Raw genomic sequence first — 18,928 nt, forward strand, 5'->3', positions numbered from 1 at the left:
CGCACAGCACCACCTCTTCTTGCAGTAAGAACCCGGGCAGGTTTCAACCCGGCTGGTGTTGATCGTGGAAGACCTGGGCGTCCGAAGGGCGACTGGGCAACGTGAGCCAGAAATCCCCTTGCTTGAGCGGGGGGAGGATTCAATTCAGCCGCACCTCCGTCCCGCGGAAGACTGGTCCGGCAAGCACGCTGGACCAGTCGGGCAGGTCGGCCGGGGCGCTCTTGCCGCCGGCCGCGAGGAGTTCGTTGACGAGCTGGTTCTCCTCCGGGGAGTTGGGCAGCCCGAGGGCGTCGTCGTCGGTGGCCAGGGTCTTCGCGGACTGCGGCCGGCCCGCGGCGGTGCCGCTCCTGGCGGGCGCGCCGGTGTACGGGACGCCGTAGCACCGCGGGCCGCCGCCGGCGTCGAAGCGCGGGGCGTCCCGGCCGGGCACGTACTTGCCGCGGGCGGGCAGCACCTCGACGTCGACGTGCAGTCCCGGCTCGGCGGTGCCCTTGCCGAGCGCCTTGTCCATCACGGGCACGAAGTCGGCGAGGGTACGCAGCGTGCAGGGGAACGACGGCGCGTACTCGGCGATCTTCTCCACCGTGGGCCGGCCGTCGGCGGACAACTGGATGATGTTCTCCCGGTTCTGCTCCAGGAAGGTGTCCAGGTCCTGCGACGTGGTCGTGAGCGTGCCGTACAGCCCGCCCAGGTCCTCGGCCTTCTCGGCGATGGTGCCGCTCGTCGTCGTCGCGTCCTGCAACGCCTTGACCAGGTCGGGGACGGTGTCCGCGTACAGGTGGCCGAACTCGACCAGTTCGCGGATGTCGCGGTTGAGCGTGGGCAGGTGCGGGTTGAGCTTCCGCAGGTGCTCGTCCAGTTCGACGAGGGTGTCGCCGAGCTTCTTGCCGCGGCCGTCGAGCGCGTCGGCCATGGCGGTGAGCGTGGCGGAGAGCTTCGCCGGCTTCACGGCGGTGAGCAGCGGCATCACGTTGTCGAGCACCTGCTCCAGCTCGATGGCGTTCTCGCTGCGGTCCTGCGGGATGACGCTGCCCGCCGCCAGCGTCTCGCCGGCCGTGCCCCCGTCCGCGGGCGGGACCAGGGAGACGAACCGCTCGCCGAAGAGCGTGGTGGGCAGCATCTGCGCGGACACGTCGGCGGGGATCCGGTCCAGTTGCCCGGGGTCGAGCGCGAGCGTCAGCCGGGCGGTCCGCCCGCCGTTCTCCGCGGAGATCTCCCGCACCTCGCCGACGACGACGCCGCGCATCTTCACCTCGGCGTACGGGTGCATCTCGTTGCCGACGCTGCCGGTCTCGACCGTGACGGTCGCGGTGTCGGTGAACTCCTTGTGGTAGACGGCCACCGACAGCCACACGAGCAGCACCATCACCAGCAGGAACACCAGCCCCGCGGTCCTGCGTCCCGCCGTCTCCAGGCCGCTCATCCGGACACCTTCACCGTGGTCGTGGTGCCCCAGATCGCCAGGCTGAGGAAGAAGTCGGTGACCGCGATGAGCACGATCGCGGTACGGACCGAGCGCCCCACGGCGACGCCGACCCCGGCGGGGCCGCCGGTGGCGCGGAAGCCGTAGTAGCAGTGGGCCAGGATCACCATCACGCTGAAGATCAGCACTTTCATGAACGACAGGAGCACGTCGGTCGGGGAGAGGAAGAGGTTGAAGTAGTGGTCGTACGTGCCGGCTGCCTGCCCGTTGTAGAGGACCGTCACGGCGCGAGAGGCGAGGTACGAGCTGAGCAGCCCGATCCCGTAGAGCGGGATGATCGCCACCACCCCGGCGATGATGCGGGTGGTGACGAGGTACGGCATGGAGCGCACCCCCATGCCCTCCAGCGCGTCGACCTCCTCGTTGATGCGCATCGCGCCGAGCTGGGCGGTGAAGCCGGCACCGACGGTGGCGGACAGCGCGAGGCCGGCGACGAGCGGGGCGATCTCGCGGGTGTTGAAGTACGCGGAGACGAAGCCGGTGAAGGCGGCGGTGCCGATCTGGTTGAGGGCCGCGTAGCCCTGGAGGCCGACGACCGTGCCGGTGAACAGGGTCATCGCGAACATCACGCCGATCGTGCCGCCGATGACGCCGAGGCCGCCGCTGCCGAAGGCGACCTCCGCGAGCAGCCGCTGCACCTCCTTGAGGTAGCGGCGGGCGGCCCGCGGGGTCCACAGCAGGGCGCGTACGTAGAAGACGAGCTGGTCGCCGGCCTGGTCGAGCCAGGAGAGCGGGCGGTCGAGGAGCCGTCCTGCGCGCAGCCGCCGGGGGCCCCGCTCGTACTCCCCCGCCGTGCCGTCCTTCTGGGCCAGGGCCATCGCTCAGCCTCCCTTCGGGGGGACGACCTGCAGGTAGATCGACGTCAGGATGGTGTTGACGAAGAACAGCAGCAGGAAGGTGATGACGACGGACTGGTTGACCGCGTCGCCCACGCCCTTCGGGCCGCCGCGGGGGTTGAGGCCGCGGTAGGCGGCGACGATGCCGGCGATGAAGCCGAAGATCAGCGCCTTGATCTCGCTGATGTAGAGGTCGGGAAGCTGCGCGAGGGCGGAGAAGCTGGAGAGGTACGCGCCGGGGGTGCCGCCCTGGAGGATGACGTTGAAGAAGTAGCCGCCGAGCGTGCCGACGACCGAGACCAGCCCGTTGAGCAGGACCGCGACGCCCATCGTGGCCAGCACCCTGGGGACCACGAGCCGCTGGACCGGCGAGACGCCCATGACCTCCATCGCGTCCAGCTCCTCGCGGATCTTCCGGGAGCCGAGGTCGGCGCAGATCGCCGAGCCGCCGGCGCCGGAGATCAGCAGCGCCACGATGAGCGGTGACGCCTGCTGGATGACCGCGAGCACGCTGGCGCCGCCGGTGAAGGACTGCGCGCCGAACTGCTGGGTGAGCGAGCCGACCTGGAGGGCGATCACCGCGCCGAACGGGATCGACACCAGGGCCGCGGGCAGGATCGTCACGCTGGCGATGAACCAGAACTGCTCGACGAACTCCCGTAACTGGAACGGCCGCTTGAACGACAGCCGGGCGACGGACAGCGCCAGCGCGAAGAGCTTCCCGGTCTCGCGCAGCGCACCCGCACCGGGCACGGACCAGGCCGGGCGCGGCGGCGCCGGCTGCCCGGCGGCCTCCGGCTCCTCGCCGGGGTCCGGGTCCGGGGGGTCGGGTGGGTGCGGCACGGGCGGCAGGGTCGTGGTCATGGCCGCTCCTCCGGGGGCGCGGGCATGGTCAGCGTCTTCGCGTGGGCGACCGAGCCGCCGATGCCGGCGAGGATGGCCTGGCGGGCGGCGGTCGGCAGGTGTGTCAGCATGCCGAGCACCCGCTCGCGGTGCCGGTCCACCGCCTGCCGCGGGGGCATCCCGGGCGACGGCTCCAACTGCGGCACGATCTCGCGCGGGCCCGTACCGGAGGCGCCGTCGGGGTCGAAGCCCTCGGCGGCGAGCGTGGCCGCGTCCTTCTCCTCCGACATGCCGATGGGGCCGAGCCTGCTGCCGCTGAGGAACTGCGAGACCACCGGCTCCTCGCTGGTCAGCAGCACCTCGCGGGGGCCGAAGGTGACGAGGTTGCGGCGGAAGAGCATGCCGATGTTGTCGGGGACGGTGGAGGCGATGTCGATGTTGTGCGTGACGATCAGCATCGTCGCGTCGATCTGCGCGTTGACGTCGATGAGGAGTTGCGAGATGAACGCCGTACGCACCGGGTCGAGACCGGAGTCCGGCTCGTCGCACAGCACGATCTCGGGGTCCAGGACGAGCGCGCGGGCGAGCCCCGCCCGCTTGCGCATGCCGCCTGATATCTCGCCCGGCAGCTTGCCCTCGGCGCCGCCGAGGCCGACGAGGTCCATCCGCTCCATGACGATGCGGCGGATCTCGGACTCCTTCTTGCGGGTGTGCTCGCGCAGCGGGAACGCGACGTTGTCGAAGAGGCTCATCGAGCCGAAGAGGGCACCGTCCTGGAACATCAGGCCGAACTTCTTGCGGGCCTCGAAGACGTCGCGCTCGCGGCTGTTCACCATGTCGACGCCGTCGACCAGCACCTGCCCCTCCTCGGGCTTGAGCAGGCCGATGAGCGACTTCAGGAACACGGTCTTCCCGGTGCCGGACGGGCCCAGCATCACGCTGACCTCGCCGGCCGGCAGCGTCAGCGTGACGTCGCGCCAGATGTTCTGCCGGCCGAAGGACTTCGTCAGGCCGTCCACGACGACTTCGATTCCCATCACAGCCCCCTGGCGGGTGCGCAGCGCCGGCCGTGTACACCGCGGCCGGTCCCGTCAACTCCGGTGCGGGCACAGCACAGCACGGCCGGCGCCTTGGTGCCCCTGCCGCAAACGACGACTGGCATCCGGTGACAATCCCGGGCGACGCGTTTGTCTCCGAGTGAGCAAAGAGGAGCGGGCCGGGCCCGGCTTCTGCGCGATGCGTGTTCTGCCGTGCACATGCGTGCATCACTCCATGAGCAGTCCTGCAGCAGCCGGTGCGGCCTCTGCGCCTGAGGGATCCACGCTGGCGGCGGACCCGACTTCTTCGGTGCGGCCTTGCTGGGGGACGGGCTGCACGAGCACCTGCGGAGGGAGACGCTACGCACGGGTAACCGGGGAATCAATAGCCGTGGCAGGGAAAGTCACCGGCTCCTTACCAGCGGGTATTTTCTTGTCGTCCGCTGAGCAATCGGACCCGCCGGATTGTCACCGGCTGACAATCCGGGGACCGCCGGGAACGGCCGCGCGCGTACCGCCGTTCCTCATCCCGTGACAACGAAATCAGCCAGGGCAAAAAGAAGGCTCCGACGCGCACGACGCGCGGGAGCGGGCGCGCGCCGCGGGCCCGCACCGCCCTGACCAGCGCGGTCCGGCGGCCGGCGGACGCCGTACGGCTCAGGCGGCCCGTACGCTCAACCGCCTGCCCGGCGGGGCGACTTCCGGATTTGTCAGCGACTGCGCGCCCGGCAAGCGCCCGATTGTCACCGCATGACAATGATTTGACAGAAACGACACGGCCGCGGGACTTCTTGGATAGTTTCCCGGCGAAGGTGTTGTGCCCTCTTGCGGATGTGGCTACGGTACCCGTCAGTAGCTGAGATGTTGGCTTATTCAGGCGGGCCGGCCTGCACAATTGACGCCGGCAAACGCTCGGAGCCCACGAGCACAGTGTATGTATTCATTGTGCCCCCCTATCACGGTGCGCTGATTCTCGGCTCGGCACTGCCCTCCTGTCCTGCAAACTCGACGAATGCGAGGACGAGAATGCGCAAGATCCGCAAGTTCGCCGTAGGAGCGGCCGTTGCGGTCAGCTCCATCGCCATGGCGGCCGGTCCCGCCACCGCGGACCCCTCCACCGTGTGGACGGTCGGCCCCGGCAGCCCGCAGGCATTCAACGCCGTTTCGAGTTCGACGAAGCTCGAACTCAACGGCATCCTGCTCACCTGTACGAACTCCACGGCCTCGGGCACTCTGTCCAGCAAGACGGGCAACCCGGCAGCGGTCGGCAATATCGCGGCCGTCGCCTTCAACAACTGCACGACCCCCTTCGGGCCCCTCAACGTCGACACCGTCGAGCCGTGGTCGCTGAACGCCGCCGACTACAGCGCCGGGGTGACGAAGGGGAACATCGGCAACGTCACCGCCAAGCTCGCCGTCCTGGCGTGCACCTTCGACGTCGTCGGCAAGGCGTCCGGGAACTACAGCAACGCCACCGGGAAGCTGACGGTCGACAGCCTGCCCGGCGAGTTGCTGGTCGCGAACTCCGTGAACTGCGGTGACATCGCCAAGAACGGCGACAAGCCGAGCTTCGACTCGGTGTACGACGTCACGATCCCCGGCGGCGGCAAGCCGAGCATCGTCGGGTCCAACCCGCCCTCGTGACGACCCGCCAGTGAACGACGCCTGACGTGAAGCTGCCCGGCCCTCTCCCGACGGCCGGGCAGCCCGGGCATGTGCCAGCCGTCGGCGTCCCGCCGAGGTCCTGAAGGGATCGAGCAAGTCGTGACCGAGAGCGACGCGGCGAAGAGCCGCAGACCGCGCATCACCCCGCGCGCCGGAGCGGTGGTCGCCGCCCTGCTCGTGGCCGCGGCGATCCCGGCCGAGAGCGCCGCGGCGGGGACCAAGACCGTCGACACCGAGATCCCGTACGCCTGCGAATTCCCTTCCGGCGGGCAGGACGTCCATGTACGCATCGCCGCCGAACTCCCGGACCGGGTGGACATCGGCGAGGAGATCCAGCCGCAGGAGGTGGCCGTCGAGATCCGGCTCCCGGAGTCCGCGCTCTCCGGCATCTCCGCGAGCAGGCCCGGTGCGCTGAGCGCGCAGGTGTCGCTCGACACCGCCGTCGCCCAGGGCGAGGACACGGCGGAGGCGGAGTGGACGGCGGCGACCGAGGGCGAGGTCCCCCTTCCGGACACGGGTGACGTCACGCTGCCCGCGCCGGGTCTGGCGCCGTCGATGACGACGCAGACGCCCGGCGACCTGACGGTCGCGGCCGGCGACCTGGCCTTGGACCTCACCGCGAGCCCGGCCGCGGACAGCGGCGAGGCGGCACCGGAACCGCTCTCGGTGGCCTGCTCCCCCGTGGAAGGCGCCGACTTGCTGCTCGCGAGCATCTCCGTGACCGGCCCCGACGACGGGGAGAGCCCGCCGGCCGGCAGCCCGCCCGGAGAGGGGAGCCCGGACGACGGCGACCCGGACGACCCGCGCGACGGCGGGGGCACGGTCACCCCGGAGACCGAGGCGGGCGAGCCGGCGTCCCCGGGGGCACCCGCGGACCCGCGGGAGGACGCACCGCCCTGCCCCTCGGACGTCACCAACGTGCAGTCGCTGTCCGCGTACATCACCGGGTTCTCGAACGTCGAAAAGCTGAAGGGCGCGGCCCGGCTCCCCTTGATGTGCGGCCTCTTCCTGCAGTACGAGCCGTCTATCAAAATCGAGTTCCCGTGGGCCTATATCCACGGCACCGGTGACGGCGAGCTGATGTACAAGGGCCGCCCTCAGTCGCCCCCCGTGAAGGCCACCTTCCTCACCTTCGGCTTCATGCCGACGACCGCCACCATGGTGCTCGAACAGAAGGGGCCGATGCGGGTCGTCGCCGATTCGAAGACCCACATCTTCGACGTCACGCAGGGTGAGGCCACCGCCGTCATCAGAATCTCCCTGGTGATCCGCATCACCGACGTACGGGTCAACGGAACGCCCCTGGACGTCGGACCGGACTGCCGCACCGCGGGACCGCTCTATTCCAAGGACCCCGATCCGGCGCAGGACACCAAGGACCACATGGTGCTCTCCGGGTTCACCTTCCGTAATCCGGACGGCAGTTTCGACGGATACACGCTCGGCGCCGGCGGCACCCTGCCCGGAAACGTCACCATCCCGCGTTTCGAGGGCTGCGGTGCGGAAGAGGACCTCGACCCCCTGTTCACCGCCTCGGTGTCCGGGCCCGGCAACCTGCTCAAGCAGACGCAGGGCGGGGCCTGCTCCTGGCGGAGCCCCGAAGGCAACGGCGGCTGTACCGAGGAGTTCTCCCCCCGGGACATCCCCCAGGCCGAACGCTGAGCTCTCCCGCTTCCGGCCCCCGGCCACCCGGGGGCCGGTACGTCACAGGTCACCATCCAACTGTCCAGGCGCCCATGCCCGGTTGTGCGGACGACCCTTTCCCATGACCGCGATCACGGAGTGGGCCCGACCGGAAAGGGAAGCATGAAAGCAGTCAGAAACGGGGTAAAGGCTTCGCTGCTGTGCGCGCTCACGGCCTTCACCGCCTTCGTCTCCCTGGGAATGTCCACGGCGAACGCCGCCGCGGCCACCGAGCTGAACGGTTCCTGGGGGCCCTTCACCCGCTGTCCGGTCGACGACCCCAGAATGCTGGCCGCGGACGGCAACGACTTCGTCACCCAGTGCGTGTCCTCGGCCTCGGCCAGCGGTGCCATCAAGCTCGGTAACACCGAGGTGACGGCGGGGAATTCGAACCTGCAGTTCGGCCTGGTCCAGAACACCGCGGCGGGCACCTTCGAGGTCGTACCGCCCAAGGCCGGCGCACTCGTCGCCGACCCGGCCACCGTGCCGGGCGGGCTGCTCGGTCTGATGTGCCCGAGCGACATCCCGGTGGTCAGCCAGATCTGCGACTCGATCACCAACTCCGGCCTCAACCGCATCACGGCGACGATGGAGTCCGTCGGCTCCCCGTCGAACTTCGACCTGCTGGCGGGCGCGACCACGGGCAAGCCGATCGTGACCCTGCCGGTACGGATCCACCTGGAGAACCCGTTCCTGGCCGACTCGTGCTACATCGGCTCGGCCTCGAAGCCGGTCGTCCTCCGCCCGGCGAACCTCACCCAGCCGTCCTTCGGCGCGACCCGCTTCGACAGCGACGGCACCCCCAACCCCGCACCCGAAGCGGCGATGACGAGGATCGAGCTGCCGGGCGCCGACCAGGGCGACTCCGCGTTCTCCGTACCGGGCGCGACGGGCTGCGGCCTGCTCGGCCTCATCGACCTGGCCGTGAACCTGAAGACAGGACTCCCGTCCGCCTCGGGCAACAACGACCTCGTCCTGAACGACGCCTCGACCTACATGGCGGCCCTCACGGCCCCGGGCCTCATCGCGCCCGACAACGGCAAGCTGCTGTCCCAGTACTGGCACTCGGCGGTGCGCTGAACACGCTGCCCGCATGAGGTGGCCGGCCACACCCGGTGGCCGGCCACCGCCGTGTGTTCCGGTGGGGCGACGGACGTGGTGCGGTCCTGCCCTTTTCTTGCGCACGAGTTCCCTTCCCGTGAGGGATTTCCGCGCGTCTTCCGGTGCGTGTCGAGGACCTCACGGGAATCCGGCGCAGCCCAGGGGACAAAAAAGGACGCGCTTGTCACCACGCAAGTGTTCCCCCCTCGGCTTTTGTCGCCCGGTGCGCAATCGCGCGCGTTCCACTCCCGTACGGCCGCCCCACCGCGCATGCTTGGCGGCATGTGCGCGGCCCCACCCCCCGTATCACCGCCCCGTCTCATCGCACCACCCGCAAGCGGAGCCCCGCCGATGGGGCTCCGCCCCGGGGTGGGAGGAGTCATGCAGATGCCAGACGCAGGACCCGCCGCCGGACTCGTCGAGCCGCCCGAGCCGCTGCCGCCGGAGTTCGCCGCGATCATGCGACCGGAACTGCCCAGCCTCGTCGAGGAAATCGCGGTGGAGATCAGAAGGGCGATCCCCGCATACGACCAGTTGCTGGAAGGCCCGTACGGGGAGGTATTGCAGCAGGGCGTCGAGCAGAATCTCGCCGCGTTCGTCGAGCAGGTGGCCAACCCGAAATCCCCGACAGGCCGCAGGGACGAAATGTGCCGGCGGCTCGGCAGGTTCGAGGCGTACGAGGGCCGCAGCTTCCAGTACCTGCGCTCGGCCCTGCGCATCGGCGCGCGCGTGGCGCTGCGCCGCGCCAAGACGGTCGGCACCCGCTACAACATCTCGCCCACCCTCATGGCGATGTTCGCCGACGCCGTCTTCGCGCACGTCGACGCGACCGAGGAGCTGTGCCGCGAGGGCTACCGGGAGGCGCAGTCGGGTCCCGAGGACGCCGAGGCGCGGCGGCGGCGGCTGCTGCGGCTGCTGCTCTCCGGCGGCGCGCTGCCCCTGGCCCACCCCGCCGTCACCGAACTCGCCGACGGCGCCGGCTGGCCGCTGCCCGACGTGGCGACGCCCGTCGCGCTGACCGCCGACCGCCGCCCGGACCCCAGGCCGCTCCACCCCGACGTGCTCGTCGAACTCGCCGACCCGCAGCCCCACCTGCTCGTTCCCGGGCCCCTCACCGAGGAGCGCCGCGCCATGCTCGCCGCGGCGCTCGCCGGCTGCCGCGCCGCCCTCGGCGTGACGGTGCCGCTCGCCAGGTCCGCGGACTCGCTGCGCTGGGCCCGGCAGGCGCTGGCGCACGCGGAGACCGGCATCGTCCGCGACGAGCCGGTGTTCGCCTGCGACGACCACCTGGTGACGCTGTGGCTCATGGCCGACCCGCCGCTCGCCGAGGAGCTGGCCCGGCGGCAGTTGGCGCCGCTCGCCGGCCACACGCCGGTGCGCAGGGAGCGGCTGGTCGACACGTTACGGGTCTGGCTGACGACCCGCGGCACCGCGGCGCGGATGGCGCGGCTGCTGCACGTCCACCCGCAGACCGTGCGCTACCGGCTGCGCAGCCTCCACCAGCTCTTCGGCGCGCAGTTGGACGACCACGACGAGCGGTTCGCGGTGGAGGTCGCGGTACGGACCCTGCATCTGCGGCAGCGCGGCGACGGCGGCTGAGCGCCCCCGCGCACGGCCCGTACGCGACCCGTACGCGACCTCCGCCCGGCCCGGCGCGGAGGCGGCGAACTATCACCCGCGTACAAAAGATGCGTACGAGCGCTTGCCGGGTGAGTAGTGCCGCATCCACTCTGTGTGGGCTACACGTTCCTCGCGGTACCGAACATGCCACGCAACACCGCGGTCACCGGTGCGCCGCAGGCCGGGCGCCCGCGGATCTTCATCCGAACAGTGAGCTGCCGGCACCACCGTGCGGCAGGGCACCTGACTTGCACACCCCCCACCGGGTCGGTGTCCCCCCGCCTCGCCGGCGGCGTGAGGGGTAGACCTATGCCGTCCGAAGTGCAGGCAGTCGCACTGGCCGAGCCGCCCGAGCCGCTGCCGCGGGAACTGGCCGCGCTGATCCGGCCGGAGTTACCGAGCCTCTACCGGGAGATCGTCGCGGCGATCCGCGGTGCGGTGCCCGAGTACGGGCTCCAGATGGGCGAGGCGTACGACCGGGCCCTGCGGCTCGGCGTCCGGCAGTCGCTGAACACCTTCACCGACCGGGTCGCGACGCCCCGCAAACGCGCCGCGCACCTCGCCGAGGTGCACCGAAGACTCGGCCGGTTCGAGGCTCAGGAGGGCCGCAGCCTCGACACCCTGCAGTCCGCGTACCGCATCGGCGGCCGGGTCGCGTGGCGGCGCGCGATGGTCGTGGGCGAGCGCAACCACCTCGCCTCGCACGTCATGAACGCCTTCGCCGACGCCCTGCTCGCCTACATCGACGAGCTGTCGGAGCTGGCCAGGGAGGGCTACCTCCAGGCGGAGGCCGACTCGGCGGAGCGGCTGAAGAGCCTGCGCAGGCGGCTGCTGCGGACGCTGGTCGCCGAGCCGCCCGTGCCGCGCCACACCGTCGAGGACATCGCCGCCCAGGCCCGCTGGCAGTTACCCGAGGAGGTGACGCCGGCCGCGCTGATGCCGGCGGAACGGCTCACGTCGCTGACCGGGCTGCCCGAGGACGTCCTGGCAGACACCGCGGGCCCGCACCCGTACCTGCTCATCCCCGGCCCCTTCGACGACGGGCGGCGCGAGGCGCTGGACGTCGCGCTGGGCCCGGTAGGCGTGGCCGTCGGCCTCACCGTGCCGCTGCACAAGACCGCGGACTCGCTGCGCTGGGCGCGGCAGGCCCTCGGCATGGTCGAGTCGGGCGCGATCCGCGCCCCTTCCCCGGTACGGGTCGAGGACCACCTGCTCACCCTGTGGCTGCTCACGGACCCCGCCCTCGTGGAGCAGATGGCGGGCCGCCAGCTCCAGCCGCTGGCCGCCGTGACGACCGGCCGGCGCGAACGGCTGGTGGAGACCCTGCGGGTGTGGCTGACCACGCGCGGCACCGCGGGGCGCATCGCCGAGCAACTGCACGTCCACCCGCAGACCGTGCGCTACCGGATGCGGACCCTCGGCCAGCACTTCGGCTCCCAGCTCACCGAGCCGGACCGGCGCTTCGCCCTGGAGGCGACACTGCGCGCGCTCTGGCTGCGCGACCAGGCGGACCTGCCGTCGACGGGCCCGATCACGGGCCGTACGGGACGTACCGAACGCGCGGAACGCACGGAACGCACCGAACCGCCGGGCTGACGACCGGCGCCGGCAGGACCGGGCGGGGCGACGGGGGTCGCCCGCGCTCAGTCGGCCTTGGGGATGTCGAACATGCTCGTCAGCTTCAGCGCGAGCGCCACGTCTCCGGTGACCTTCAGCTTCCGCGTCATGAAGAGCTTGACGGGCCCCGCGTTCCCGGACGTGACGTTCAGGAACTCCTCGTCGCCCATGTCCAGCGTCACCCGCGGCTTCGCCTCGCCGATCCCCTCGCGCACCGAGCAGGCGCCGCCCGAGACGGTCACGTCGTACACCACCTCGGTCACACCCGCGATCCGCCAGCGGATGACCGCCTCCAGCTCCCCGGCCCTGTCAGGACGGAACTGCTGCTCCATCCGCCGGAAGACCTCCCCGACGACCCTCGCGCGCAGCGCCTCGTCCCGGGCCAGCTCCTCGATCTCCCGCGAGGAGAGCCCCTTGACGATGCGCGCGTACTCCTCGGGGGACACCGCGGCGAAGTCCAGGCCCTTGAGCCCCGACGTGTCGTCCGTCATCCGCACACCCCATCTTCCTTACCGAATAGTAGACTTACTCGATCGTTAAATATAGGAGGCGGCAGAGTACGCTCGCAAGCGTGACCGAAAAGCGCAGGCGGCGGCTTCCCCGGCAGGTGCGGGAGCAGCAGATCATCGACGTGGCCGTACGGGTCTTCTCCAAGCGCGGCTACCACGCCGCCTCCGTGGACGAGATAGCCGAGCTGGCCGGCATATCCAAACCGATGGTCTACCTCTATCTGGAGTCCAAGGAAGGGCTCTTCATCGCCTGCCTGCGGCGCGAGGCGGAGCGGCTGGTGGCCGCGTTCCAGGGGGCGGCCGAGGGGGTGCTGACGCCGGAGCTGCGGCTGCGGGCGGGGCTGCGGGCGTTCTTCTCGTTCGTCTCCGAGCACCGCGACGGCTGGGTCGTGCTGCACCGGCACGCCGCCGAGTTGAGCGAGGCCATCGCCGCGGAGTCGGCGCGGGCGCGGCGGGCGGTGATGGCGGAGGTCACCGCGCTGGTACGGACCGGGATCGAGGAGAACGGCGGGCCCGCCCGGCTCGGGGACGAGGACGCCGAGTTCGTCGCGCACACCATCGTGGGCGCGGCCGACGCGCTGACGGACTGGATGGCCGACCATCCCGCCGAGTCGCCGGAGGGCATGACACGGCGGCTGATGAACATGGTCTGGGTGGGCATGCGCAACGTGCTCGACGGCGAGACCTGGGCGCCACCGCCGCCGCCGGAGCCGTCAGCCGCCCAGGGGTGAGACGGCGCCCCGCAGGTGCGCGCGGCCGCCGTCCGCGCCGCGGACGTCGAACGCCCAGCCGCCCGCCGCGTGTTCCGCCCGTTCGGCCTGTTCGGCCCTTTCCGCGCGGAAGCGCACCGCCGCCGGCAGCAGGACCGGCGCGCGGAAGGACACGTCCACCGCGTACGCCCCGGGCAGTTCGGCCGCCAGCGCCGCCAGGCAGTGCGCCTTGGTCCACATCCCGTGCGCGATCGCGCGCCGGAAGCCGAACGGCCGGGCGGTCAGCGGGTGCAGGTGGATGGGGTTGCGGTCGCCGGAGGCGGCGGCGTACGAGCGGCCCAGCGAACCCGGCAGCCGCCAGCTCTCCTCCCGCGCCGCGGCGGTGAGTTCCGGCGCCCCGGGTGCCTCGGCGGGCGGCTCGCCGGAGCCGGTGCCGTTGCCGGTCCGTGGCCCGCGGCTCAGGTACGTGCTCGTCGAGCGCCACACCGTCTCGCCGCGCAGGCGCGCGTGCGCGGCCACCGGGAACGCGGTGCCCTTCGGGTGCGGCTGCGCGCGGCCCGTCGCGACGACGTACGTCAGCCGCTCGCCGGCGTCGACGGGGCGCAGGTGCTCGACGCGGTTGGCGAGGTGGACGAGGCCGAGGAGCGGGAAGGGGAAGTCGCGGGCGGTCATGAGGGACATGGCGAGCGGGAAGGCCACGACGTGCGGGTACGTGGGCGGCAGCCGGCCGTCGTCGGGGAAGCCGCACACGGCGGCGTAGCGGCGGAGGCGGGCGGGGTCGGGGCGTACGTCGCGGAGGACCAGGCGGCGCTGGGGGACGGCGGGCAGCCCGGCGCCGGCCTCCGCCCCGGCCTCCCCGGCGGCCCGGACTCCGGGCGCGGCGGCTCCGGCGCCGGGTCCTCCGTCGGCTCCCGCCCCCGTCCCGTACGCTCTCCCCCACCGCTTCGGCACGACCGCCCGCCCGTACAGCGGCAGCAGCCGCGGCGCTCTGTCCAGCTCCCGTGTCTCCACCTCACGCCCCCAGCAGCGCCTGGCCGCACACCCGCAGCACCTGTCCCGTCACGGCCCCGCTGCCCGGCGCCGCGAAGTACGCCACCGCCTCCGCCACGTCCACCGGCAGGCCGCCCTGCTTCAGGCTGTTCATGCGCCGGCCCGCCTCGCGGATGACCAGCGGGACCGCAGCCGTCATCCGTGTCTCGATGAATCCTGGCGCCACCGCGTTGACCGTCACGCCGCGTGCCGCCGCCTCGGGGGCCGTGGCCTGGACGTAGCCGATGAGGCCCGCCTTGCTCGCCGCGTAGTTCGTCTGGCCGACGTTGCCTGCGATGCCGCTGATCGACGAGGTGCAGACGATCCGGCCGTCCGCGCGCAGCAGCCCGTCGCCGAGGAGGCGGGCGGTGAGGGTCTCGACGGCGGTGAGGTTGACCCCGATGACCGCTTCCCACTGGTCGGCGCTCATCCGCCCCAGGGTCTTGTCGCGGGTGATGCCCGCGTTGTGCACGACGATGTCGACGCCGCCGTGGTGTTCGTCCAGGTACGCGGCGAGCCGGTCCCCCGCGTCCGGCGCCGTGATGTCCGACTCCAGCGCCCCGCCGCCGACCCTGGCCGCCACCGCCGCCAGCTCCGCGCCCTGCGCGGCGACGTCCAGGCACGCCACCCGCGCCCCGTCCCGGTGCAGCGTCTCCGCGACCACCGCGCCGATCCCCCGCGACGCGCCCGTGACCAGCGCCGTCTTCCCGGCCAGCGGCCGCGCCCAGTCCGCCGTCCCCGGCACCGGCGCCGTGCCCGTGACGCGCAGCGCCTGGCCCGAGACGTACGCCGAGCGCGCCGACAGCGCGAAGCGCAGCGTCGACTCCACCCCGCCCTCCGCGCCCGGCGCGACCAGCAGCAGATGCGCCGTGGAGCCGTCCCGCAGCTCCTTGCCCACCGACCGGACGAACCCCTCAAGCGCCCGCTGCGCCACCGCTTCCCCCGCCCCCGCGGCGTCCTCCGGCGGGGTGCCGACGACCACGACGCGGCCGCAGGGGGCGAGTTCGCGGATCCGGGGGTGGAGGAAGTCGTAGAGCGCGCGCAGCCCGGCGGAGGTGCCGATGCCGGTGGCGTCGAAGACCAGCGCCCCGGCCCGTACGGACGCCCCGGCCGCGACCTCCGCCACCTCCGCGCCCGCCGCGTCCAGCAGCTCGCGCAGGGTCTTGTGCATCCGGCCGCCCGCCGCGCCGCCGAGCACGACGGGTCCGCGGGCGACGGGCTGCCCCGGCCGGTACCGCTCCAGGCGCGCGGGCCGCGGGAGGCCGAGCCGCTTGGCGGCGAAGGCCCCGGCTCCGCGGCTCGTGAATTTCTGGTAGCGATCGGCCATTGGCAATCTCCTTACGCCTGAGTAAGTTTACTGTGGAGTAAGGAGCGTAGGAACTGAGCCCCCGCCGCACAAGAAGCCGCGGGGAGGCGAGAGAGGGAGCGCGGCGATGACGGCAGCGGCGAGGACGGGCGGGCGGACCGGCGGCGGCGTGCGGCGCGTCGCGATCGTCGGCGGCAACCGGATCCCCTTCGCCCGCGCGGACGGCGCGTACGCCACCGCGTCCAACCAGGAGATGCTCTCCGCCGCCCTCGACGGCCTCGTCGAGCGGTACGGGCTGCGCGGCGCGCTGCTGGACGAGTTCGTGGCCGGCGCCGTGCTCAAGCACAGCCGCGACTTCAACCTCGCCCGCGAGGTCGTCCTCGGCAGCAGGCTCGACCACCGCACCCCCGCGTACGACGTCCAGCAGGCGTGCGGCACCGGCCTGCAGACCGTGCTCCTCGTCGCCAACAAGATCGCGCTCGGCCAGATCGACGCGGGCGTCGCCGGCGGCGTCGACACCGCCAGCGACGCGCCCCTCGGCCTCAACGACGGCCTGCGCCGCGTCCTCCTCCAGGCCCGCCGGCAGAAGTCGCCGGCCCGCCGCGTCGCCGCCCTCGCCGGGCTGCGCCCGCGGCACGTCGTCCCCGACATCCCGCGCAACGCCGAGCCGCGCACCGGGCTTTCGATGGGCGAGCACGCCGCGCTCACCGCCCGCGAGTGGCGGGTGCCGCGCGCCGCGCAGGACGAACTGGCCGCCGCCAGCCACCGCCGGCTCGCCGCGGCGTACGACGCGGGCTTCTTCACCGACCTGCTCACGCCCTTCCGCGGCCTCGACCGCGACCAGAACCTGCGCCCCGACTCGACCCCCGCCCGACTGGCCCGGCTGAAGCCCGTGTTCGGCGCCGCGGACCCGGACGCCACCATGACCGCGGGCAACTCCACCCCGCTGACCGACGGCGCGGCCACCGTGCTGCTCGCGAGCGAGGAGTGGGCCGCCGCGCGCGAACTGCCGGTGCTCGCGTACCTCACGCACGCGCGCACCGGCGCGGTCGACTTCGCCGAAGGACCGGACGGGCTGCTCATGGCGCCCGCGTACGTGGTGCCGAGGCTGCTGGCCGACGCCGGACTGGCGCTGGCGGACCTCGATCTGTACGAGATCCACGAGGCGTTCGCCTCCCAGGTGCTGGCCACGCTCGCCGCGTGGGAGGACGCCGCGTTCTGCAAGGAGCGCCTCGGCCTCGACGCGCCGCTGGGCGCCGTCGACCGGGAGCGGCTGAACGTCGCCGGCTCTTCGCTCGCCGCCGGGCACCCCTTCGCCGCGACCGGCGGCCGGATCGTCGCGACGCTGGCGAAGCTGCTGAACGAGCGGGCGGCGCAGCGCACGGCCGGCGACGCCCGGCCCGTACGCGGGCTGATCTCCGTCTGCGCCGCCGGCGGCCAGGGCGTCACGGCGCTGCTGGAAGCCTGAACCCCGCCAACCGAAGGAGCGATCGTGGGCGTACGAAAGGACCTCAGGGCCGCGCGGAAGCGCTCGGACCTCGCCGGGCGCGCCCCCGTGGACGTACGCACCGACGGTGGCGTCGTGCGCCAGGCGACCGTCCCGCGGCTCGCCGCGCCGGCCCCGGAAAGCGGCAGCGCCGTCGCCGACATCCCCTACGCCAACGCCGCCGAGGACCCCGGCGCCGTCGTCATCCGCCGCAAGACCGGCGGCCGGTGGGTCCCGGTCACCGCCCGCGCGTTCGCCGACGAGGTGACGGCGGTGGCCAAGGGCCTCGTCGCCGCCGGGCTCGAACCCGGCGGGCGGGTCGCGATCATGTCCCGTACGCGCTACGAGTGGTGCGTGCTGGACTTCGCCGTCTGGGCCGCCGGCGGCCAGTCCGTACCGGTCTACGCGACCTCCTCCGCCGACCAGGTCGCCTGGATCCTGCACGACTCCGGCACCCGCTTCGTCGTCGCCGAGACCGCCGCCAACGAGCGGACGGTCCGTACCGCCGCCTCCGACGCGCACGTCTGGCAGCTCGACGACGGCTGCCTGGACGAGCTGAGGTCCCTCGGCCGCGACGTGTCCGACGACGAGATCGCCAAGCGCCGCGCCGCCCTCACCCCCGGCACCATCGCCACCCTCTGCTACACCTCCGGCACCACGGGCCGCCCCAAGGGCTGCGTCCTCACCCACGGCAACCTGCACGCCGAGGCCGCCAACAGCGTCGAATTGCTGCACCCCATCTTCAAGGAGGTCACCGGGCAGACCGCCTCGACGCTCCTCTTCCTGCCCCTCGCCCACATCTTCGGCCGGGCGATCCAGATCGCCTGCCTGTCCGCGCGCATCGAGATCGGCCACTGGCCGTCGATCAAACCCGACGAGCTGCGGCCGGAGTTCAAGGTCTTCAAGCCGACGTTCCTCGTCGGCGTCCCGTACCTCTTCGAGAAGATCCACCACACCGGCCGGGAGATGGCCGAGAAGCTGGGCCGCGGCTCGTCGTTCGACCGCGCCGACCGCATCGCGGTGCGCTTCGGCGAGGCGCACCTGAACAAGTTCCTCGGCACCGGCAAGGGCCCCGGGCCCGGACTGTCCCTGGCGTGGGGCCTGTACGACCTGCTGGTCTACCGGCGCATCCGCAAGGAGCTGGGCGGCCGGCTCCACTACGCCATCAGCGGCGCCTCCCCGCTCGACCGCAACCTCAACCTCTTCTTCTACGCCGCGGGCATCGTCATCTACGAGGGCTACGGCCTGACCGAGACCACCGCCGCCGCCACCATCACCCCGCCGCTGCGCCCCCGCCCCGGCACGGTCGGCCGGCCGCTGCCGGGGACGGCCATCCGCATCGCGGACGACGGGGAGGTGCTGATCAAGGGCGGCATCGTCTTCGGCGAGTACTGGCGGAACCCGGAGGCGACGGCGGCGGCGCTGGCGGACGACTGGTTCGCGACGGGCGACCTGGGCGCGCTGGACGAGGAGGGGTATCTGACGATCACCGGGCGGAAGAAGGACCTCCTCATCACCACGGGCGGCAAGAACGTCTCCCCCGCGGTGCTGGAGGACCGGCTGCGCAGCCGTCCGCCGGTGGGGCAGGTGCTGGTGGTGGGCGACAAGCGGCCGTATGTGGCGGCGCTGGTGACGCTGGAGCAGGAGGCGCTGGCGCACTGGCTGGCGGTACGGAAGCGGCCCCGGGACACGCCGCTCGCGGAGCTGCGGGACGACCCGGAGCTGCGGGCGGAGGTGCAGCGGGCGGTGGACTACGCGAACGAGGCGGTGTCGCGGGCGGAGTCGATCCGCAGGTTCACCATCGTGGCCGGGGAGTTCACGGAGGAGAACGGGATGCTGACGCCGTCGATGAAGGTGAAGCGGCACGCGGTGGAGGCGGCGTACGAGCGGGAGATCGAGGGGCTGTACGAGGGGTGAGCCGCGGCCGGGCGACGGCGGTGCCCGGGGTCGTGCCTGCACGACCCCGGGCGCGCCGCACGGCGTCCCGGAGGTGTCCGCCGTGT

At 72.3% G+C, this 18,928-nt stretch carries 15 protein-coding genes; 8 read left to right on the forward strand and 7 right to left on the reverse strand.

Going from position 1 to position 18,928, the window contains the following annotated elements; all coding sequences use genetic code 11:
* Nucleotides 1-139: 139 nt before the first annotated feature.
* The 4 genes from OG946_RS13655 to OG946_RS13670 are packed head-to-tail and all read right to left on the reverse strand — an operon-like array spanning nt 140 to nt 4,199.
* Nucleotides 140-1,423, reverse strand: a complete 1,284-nt coding sequence (locus tag OG946_RS13655; protein WP_326796384.1) for an MCE family protein — start codon at nt 1,421-1,423, stop codon at nt 140-142.
* The gene (locus OG946_RS13660; protein ID WP_326796385.1) at nt 1,420-2,301 is read right to left on the reverse strand and encodes an MlaE family ABC transporter permease; all 882 of its coding nucleotides are present in this window, start codon (nt 2,299-2,301) and stop codon (nt 1,420-1,422) included. Before OG946_RS13660 ends, OG946_RS13655 begins: the two co-directional genes overlap by 4 nt.
* A gap of 3 nt (nt 2,302-2,304) precedes the next feature.
* Nucleotides 2,305-3,183: an MlaE family ABC transporter permease gene (locus tag OG946_RS13665; protein WP_326796386.1), complete on the reverse strand. Its 879-nt coding sequence runs from the start codon at nt 3,181-3,183 to the stop codon at nt 2,305-2,307.
* A complete protein-coding gene (locus OG946_RS13670) occupies nt 3,180-4,199 on the reverse strand; it encodes an ABC transporter ATP-binding protein (protein ID WP_326796387.1) in 1,020 nt (339 codons plus the stop codon). Before OG946_RS13670 ends, OG946_RS13665 begins: the two co-directional genes overlap by 4 nt.
* A 1,026-nt stretch (nt 4,200-5,225) precedes the next feature.
* Between OG946_RS13670 and OG946_RS13675 the strand changes: the two genes are divergently transcribed.
* From OG946_RS13675 to OG946_RS13695, 5 genes are all read left to right on the forward strand, one after another.
* Nucleotides 5,226-5,843 (forward strand): hypothetical protein, encoded by a 618-nt coding sequence (locus tag OG946_RS13675; RefSeq protein ID WP_326796388.1) that lies wholly within the window; start codon nt 5,226-5,228, stop codon nt 5,841-5,843.
* Between the two features lie 120 nt (nt 5,844-5,963).
* Entirely contained in the window at nt 5,964-7,526 is a 1,563-nt protein-coding gene (locus OG946_RS13680; RefSeq protein WP_326796389.1) for a DUF6801 domain-containing protein, read from the forward strand.
* A gap of 144 nt (nt 7,527-7,670) precedes the next feature.
* Nucleotides 7,671-8,627 (forward strand): hypothetical protein, encoded by a 957-nt coding sequence (locus OG946_RS13685; protein ID WP_326796390.1) that lies wholly within the window; start codon nt 7,671-7,673, stop codon nt 8,625-8,627.
* Nucleotides 8,628-9,035: 408 nt separating this feature from the next.
* The gene (locus tag OG946_RS13690; protein ID WP_326800241.1) at nt 9,036-10,247 is read left to right on the forward strand and encodes a helix-turn-helix domain-containing protein; all 1,212 of its coding nucleotides are present in this window, start codon (nt 9,036-9,038) and stop codon (nt 10,245-10,247) included.
* A 330-nt stretch (nt 10,248-10,577) separates the two neighbouring features.
* Entirely contained in the window at nt 10,578-11,864 is a 1,287-nt protein-coding gene (locus OG946_RS13695; RefSeq protein ID WP_326796391.1) for a helix-turn-helix domain-containing protein, read from the forward strand.
* A gap of 47 nt (nt 11,865-11,911) precedes the next feature.
* Here the strand turns inward: OG946_RS13695 and OG946_RS13700 are convergent, their stop codons facing one another.
* Complete coding sequence (locus OG946_RS13700; protein ID WP_326796392.1) at nt 11,912-12,376, reverse strand: SCP2 sterol-binding domain-containing protein; 465 nt, start codon at nt 12,374-12,376, stop codon at nt 11,912-11,914.
* Nucleotides 12,377-12,456: 80 nt separating this feature from the next.
* Between OG946_RS13700 and OG946_RS13705 the strand changes: the two genes are divergently transcribed.
* On the forward strand, nt 12,457-13,125 hold the full coding sequence (locus OG946_RS13705) for a TetR/AcrR family transcriptional regulator (RefSeq protein WP_326796393.1): 669 nt from the start codon (nt 12,457-12,459) through the stop codon (nt 13,123-13,125).
* Here OG946_RS13705 and OG946_RS13710 read toward each other — a convergent pair.
* Together OG946_RS13710 and OG946_RS13715 are read right to left on the reverse strand one after the other, a co-directional pair.
* The gene (locus OG946_RS13710; RefSeq protein ID WP_326796394.1) at nt 13,108-14,115 is read right to left on the reverse strand and encodes a MaoC family dehydratase; all 1,008 of its coding nucleotides are present in this window, start codon (nt 14,113-14,115) and stop codon (nt 13,108-13,110) included. The two genes, OG946_RS13705 and OG946_RS13710, sit on opposite strands and share 18 nt — an antisense overlap.
* Nucleotide 14,116: 1 nt before the next feature.
* The gene (locus OG946_RS13715; RefSeq protein ID WP_326796395.1) at nt 14,117-15,460 is read right to left on the reverse strand and encodes a 3-oxoacyl-ACP reductase; all 1,344 of its coding nucleotides are present in this window, start codon (nt 15,458-15,460) and stop codon (nt 14,117-14,119) included.
* Between the two features lie 106 nt (nt 15,461-15,566).
* Between OG946_RS13715 and OG946_RS13720 the strand changes: the two genes are divergently transcribed.
* Both OG946_RS13720 and OG946_RS13725 read left to right on the forward strand, forming a co-directional pair.
* Nucleotides 15,567-16,907: an acetyl-CoA C-acetyltransferase gene (locus OG946_RS13720; RefSeq protein ID WP_326796396.1), complete on the forward strand. Its 1,341-nt coding sequence runs from the start codon at nt 15,567-15,569 to the stop codon at nt 16,905-16,907.
* A 24-nt stretch (nt 16,908-16,931) separates the two neighbouring features.
* Nucleotides 16,932-18,842 (forward strand): AMP-dependent synthetase/ligase, encoded by a 1,911-nt coding sequence (locus OG946_RS13725; protein ID WP_326796397.1) that lies wholly within the window; start codon nt 16,932-16,934, stop codon nt 18,840-18,842.
* Nucleotides 18,843-18,928 lie beyond the last annotated feature (86 nt).

Origin of the sequence: Streptomyces sp. NBC_01808, assembly GCF_035917395.1 — a bacterium.
In the GTDB taxonomy this organism is placed as follows: Bacteria; Actinomycetota; Actinomycetes; order Streptomycetales; family Streptomycetaceae; genus Streptomyces.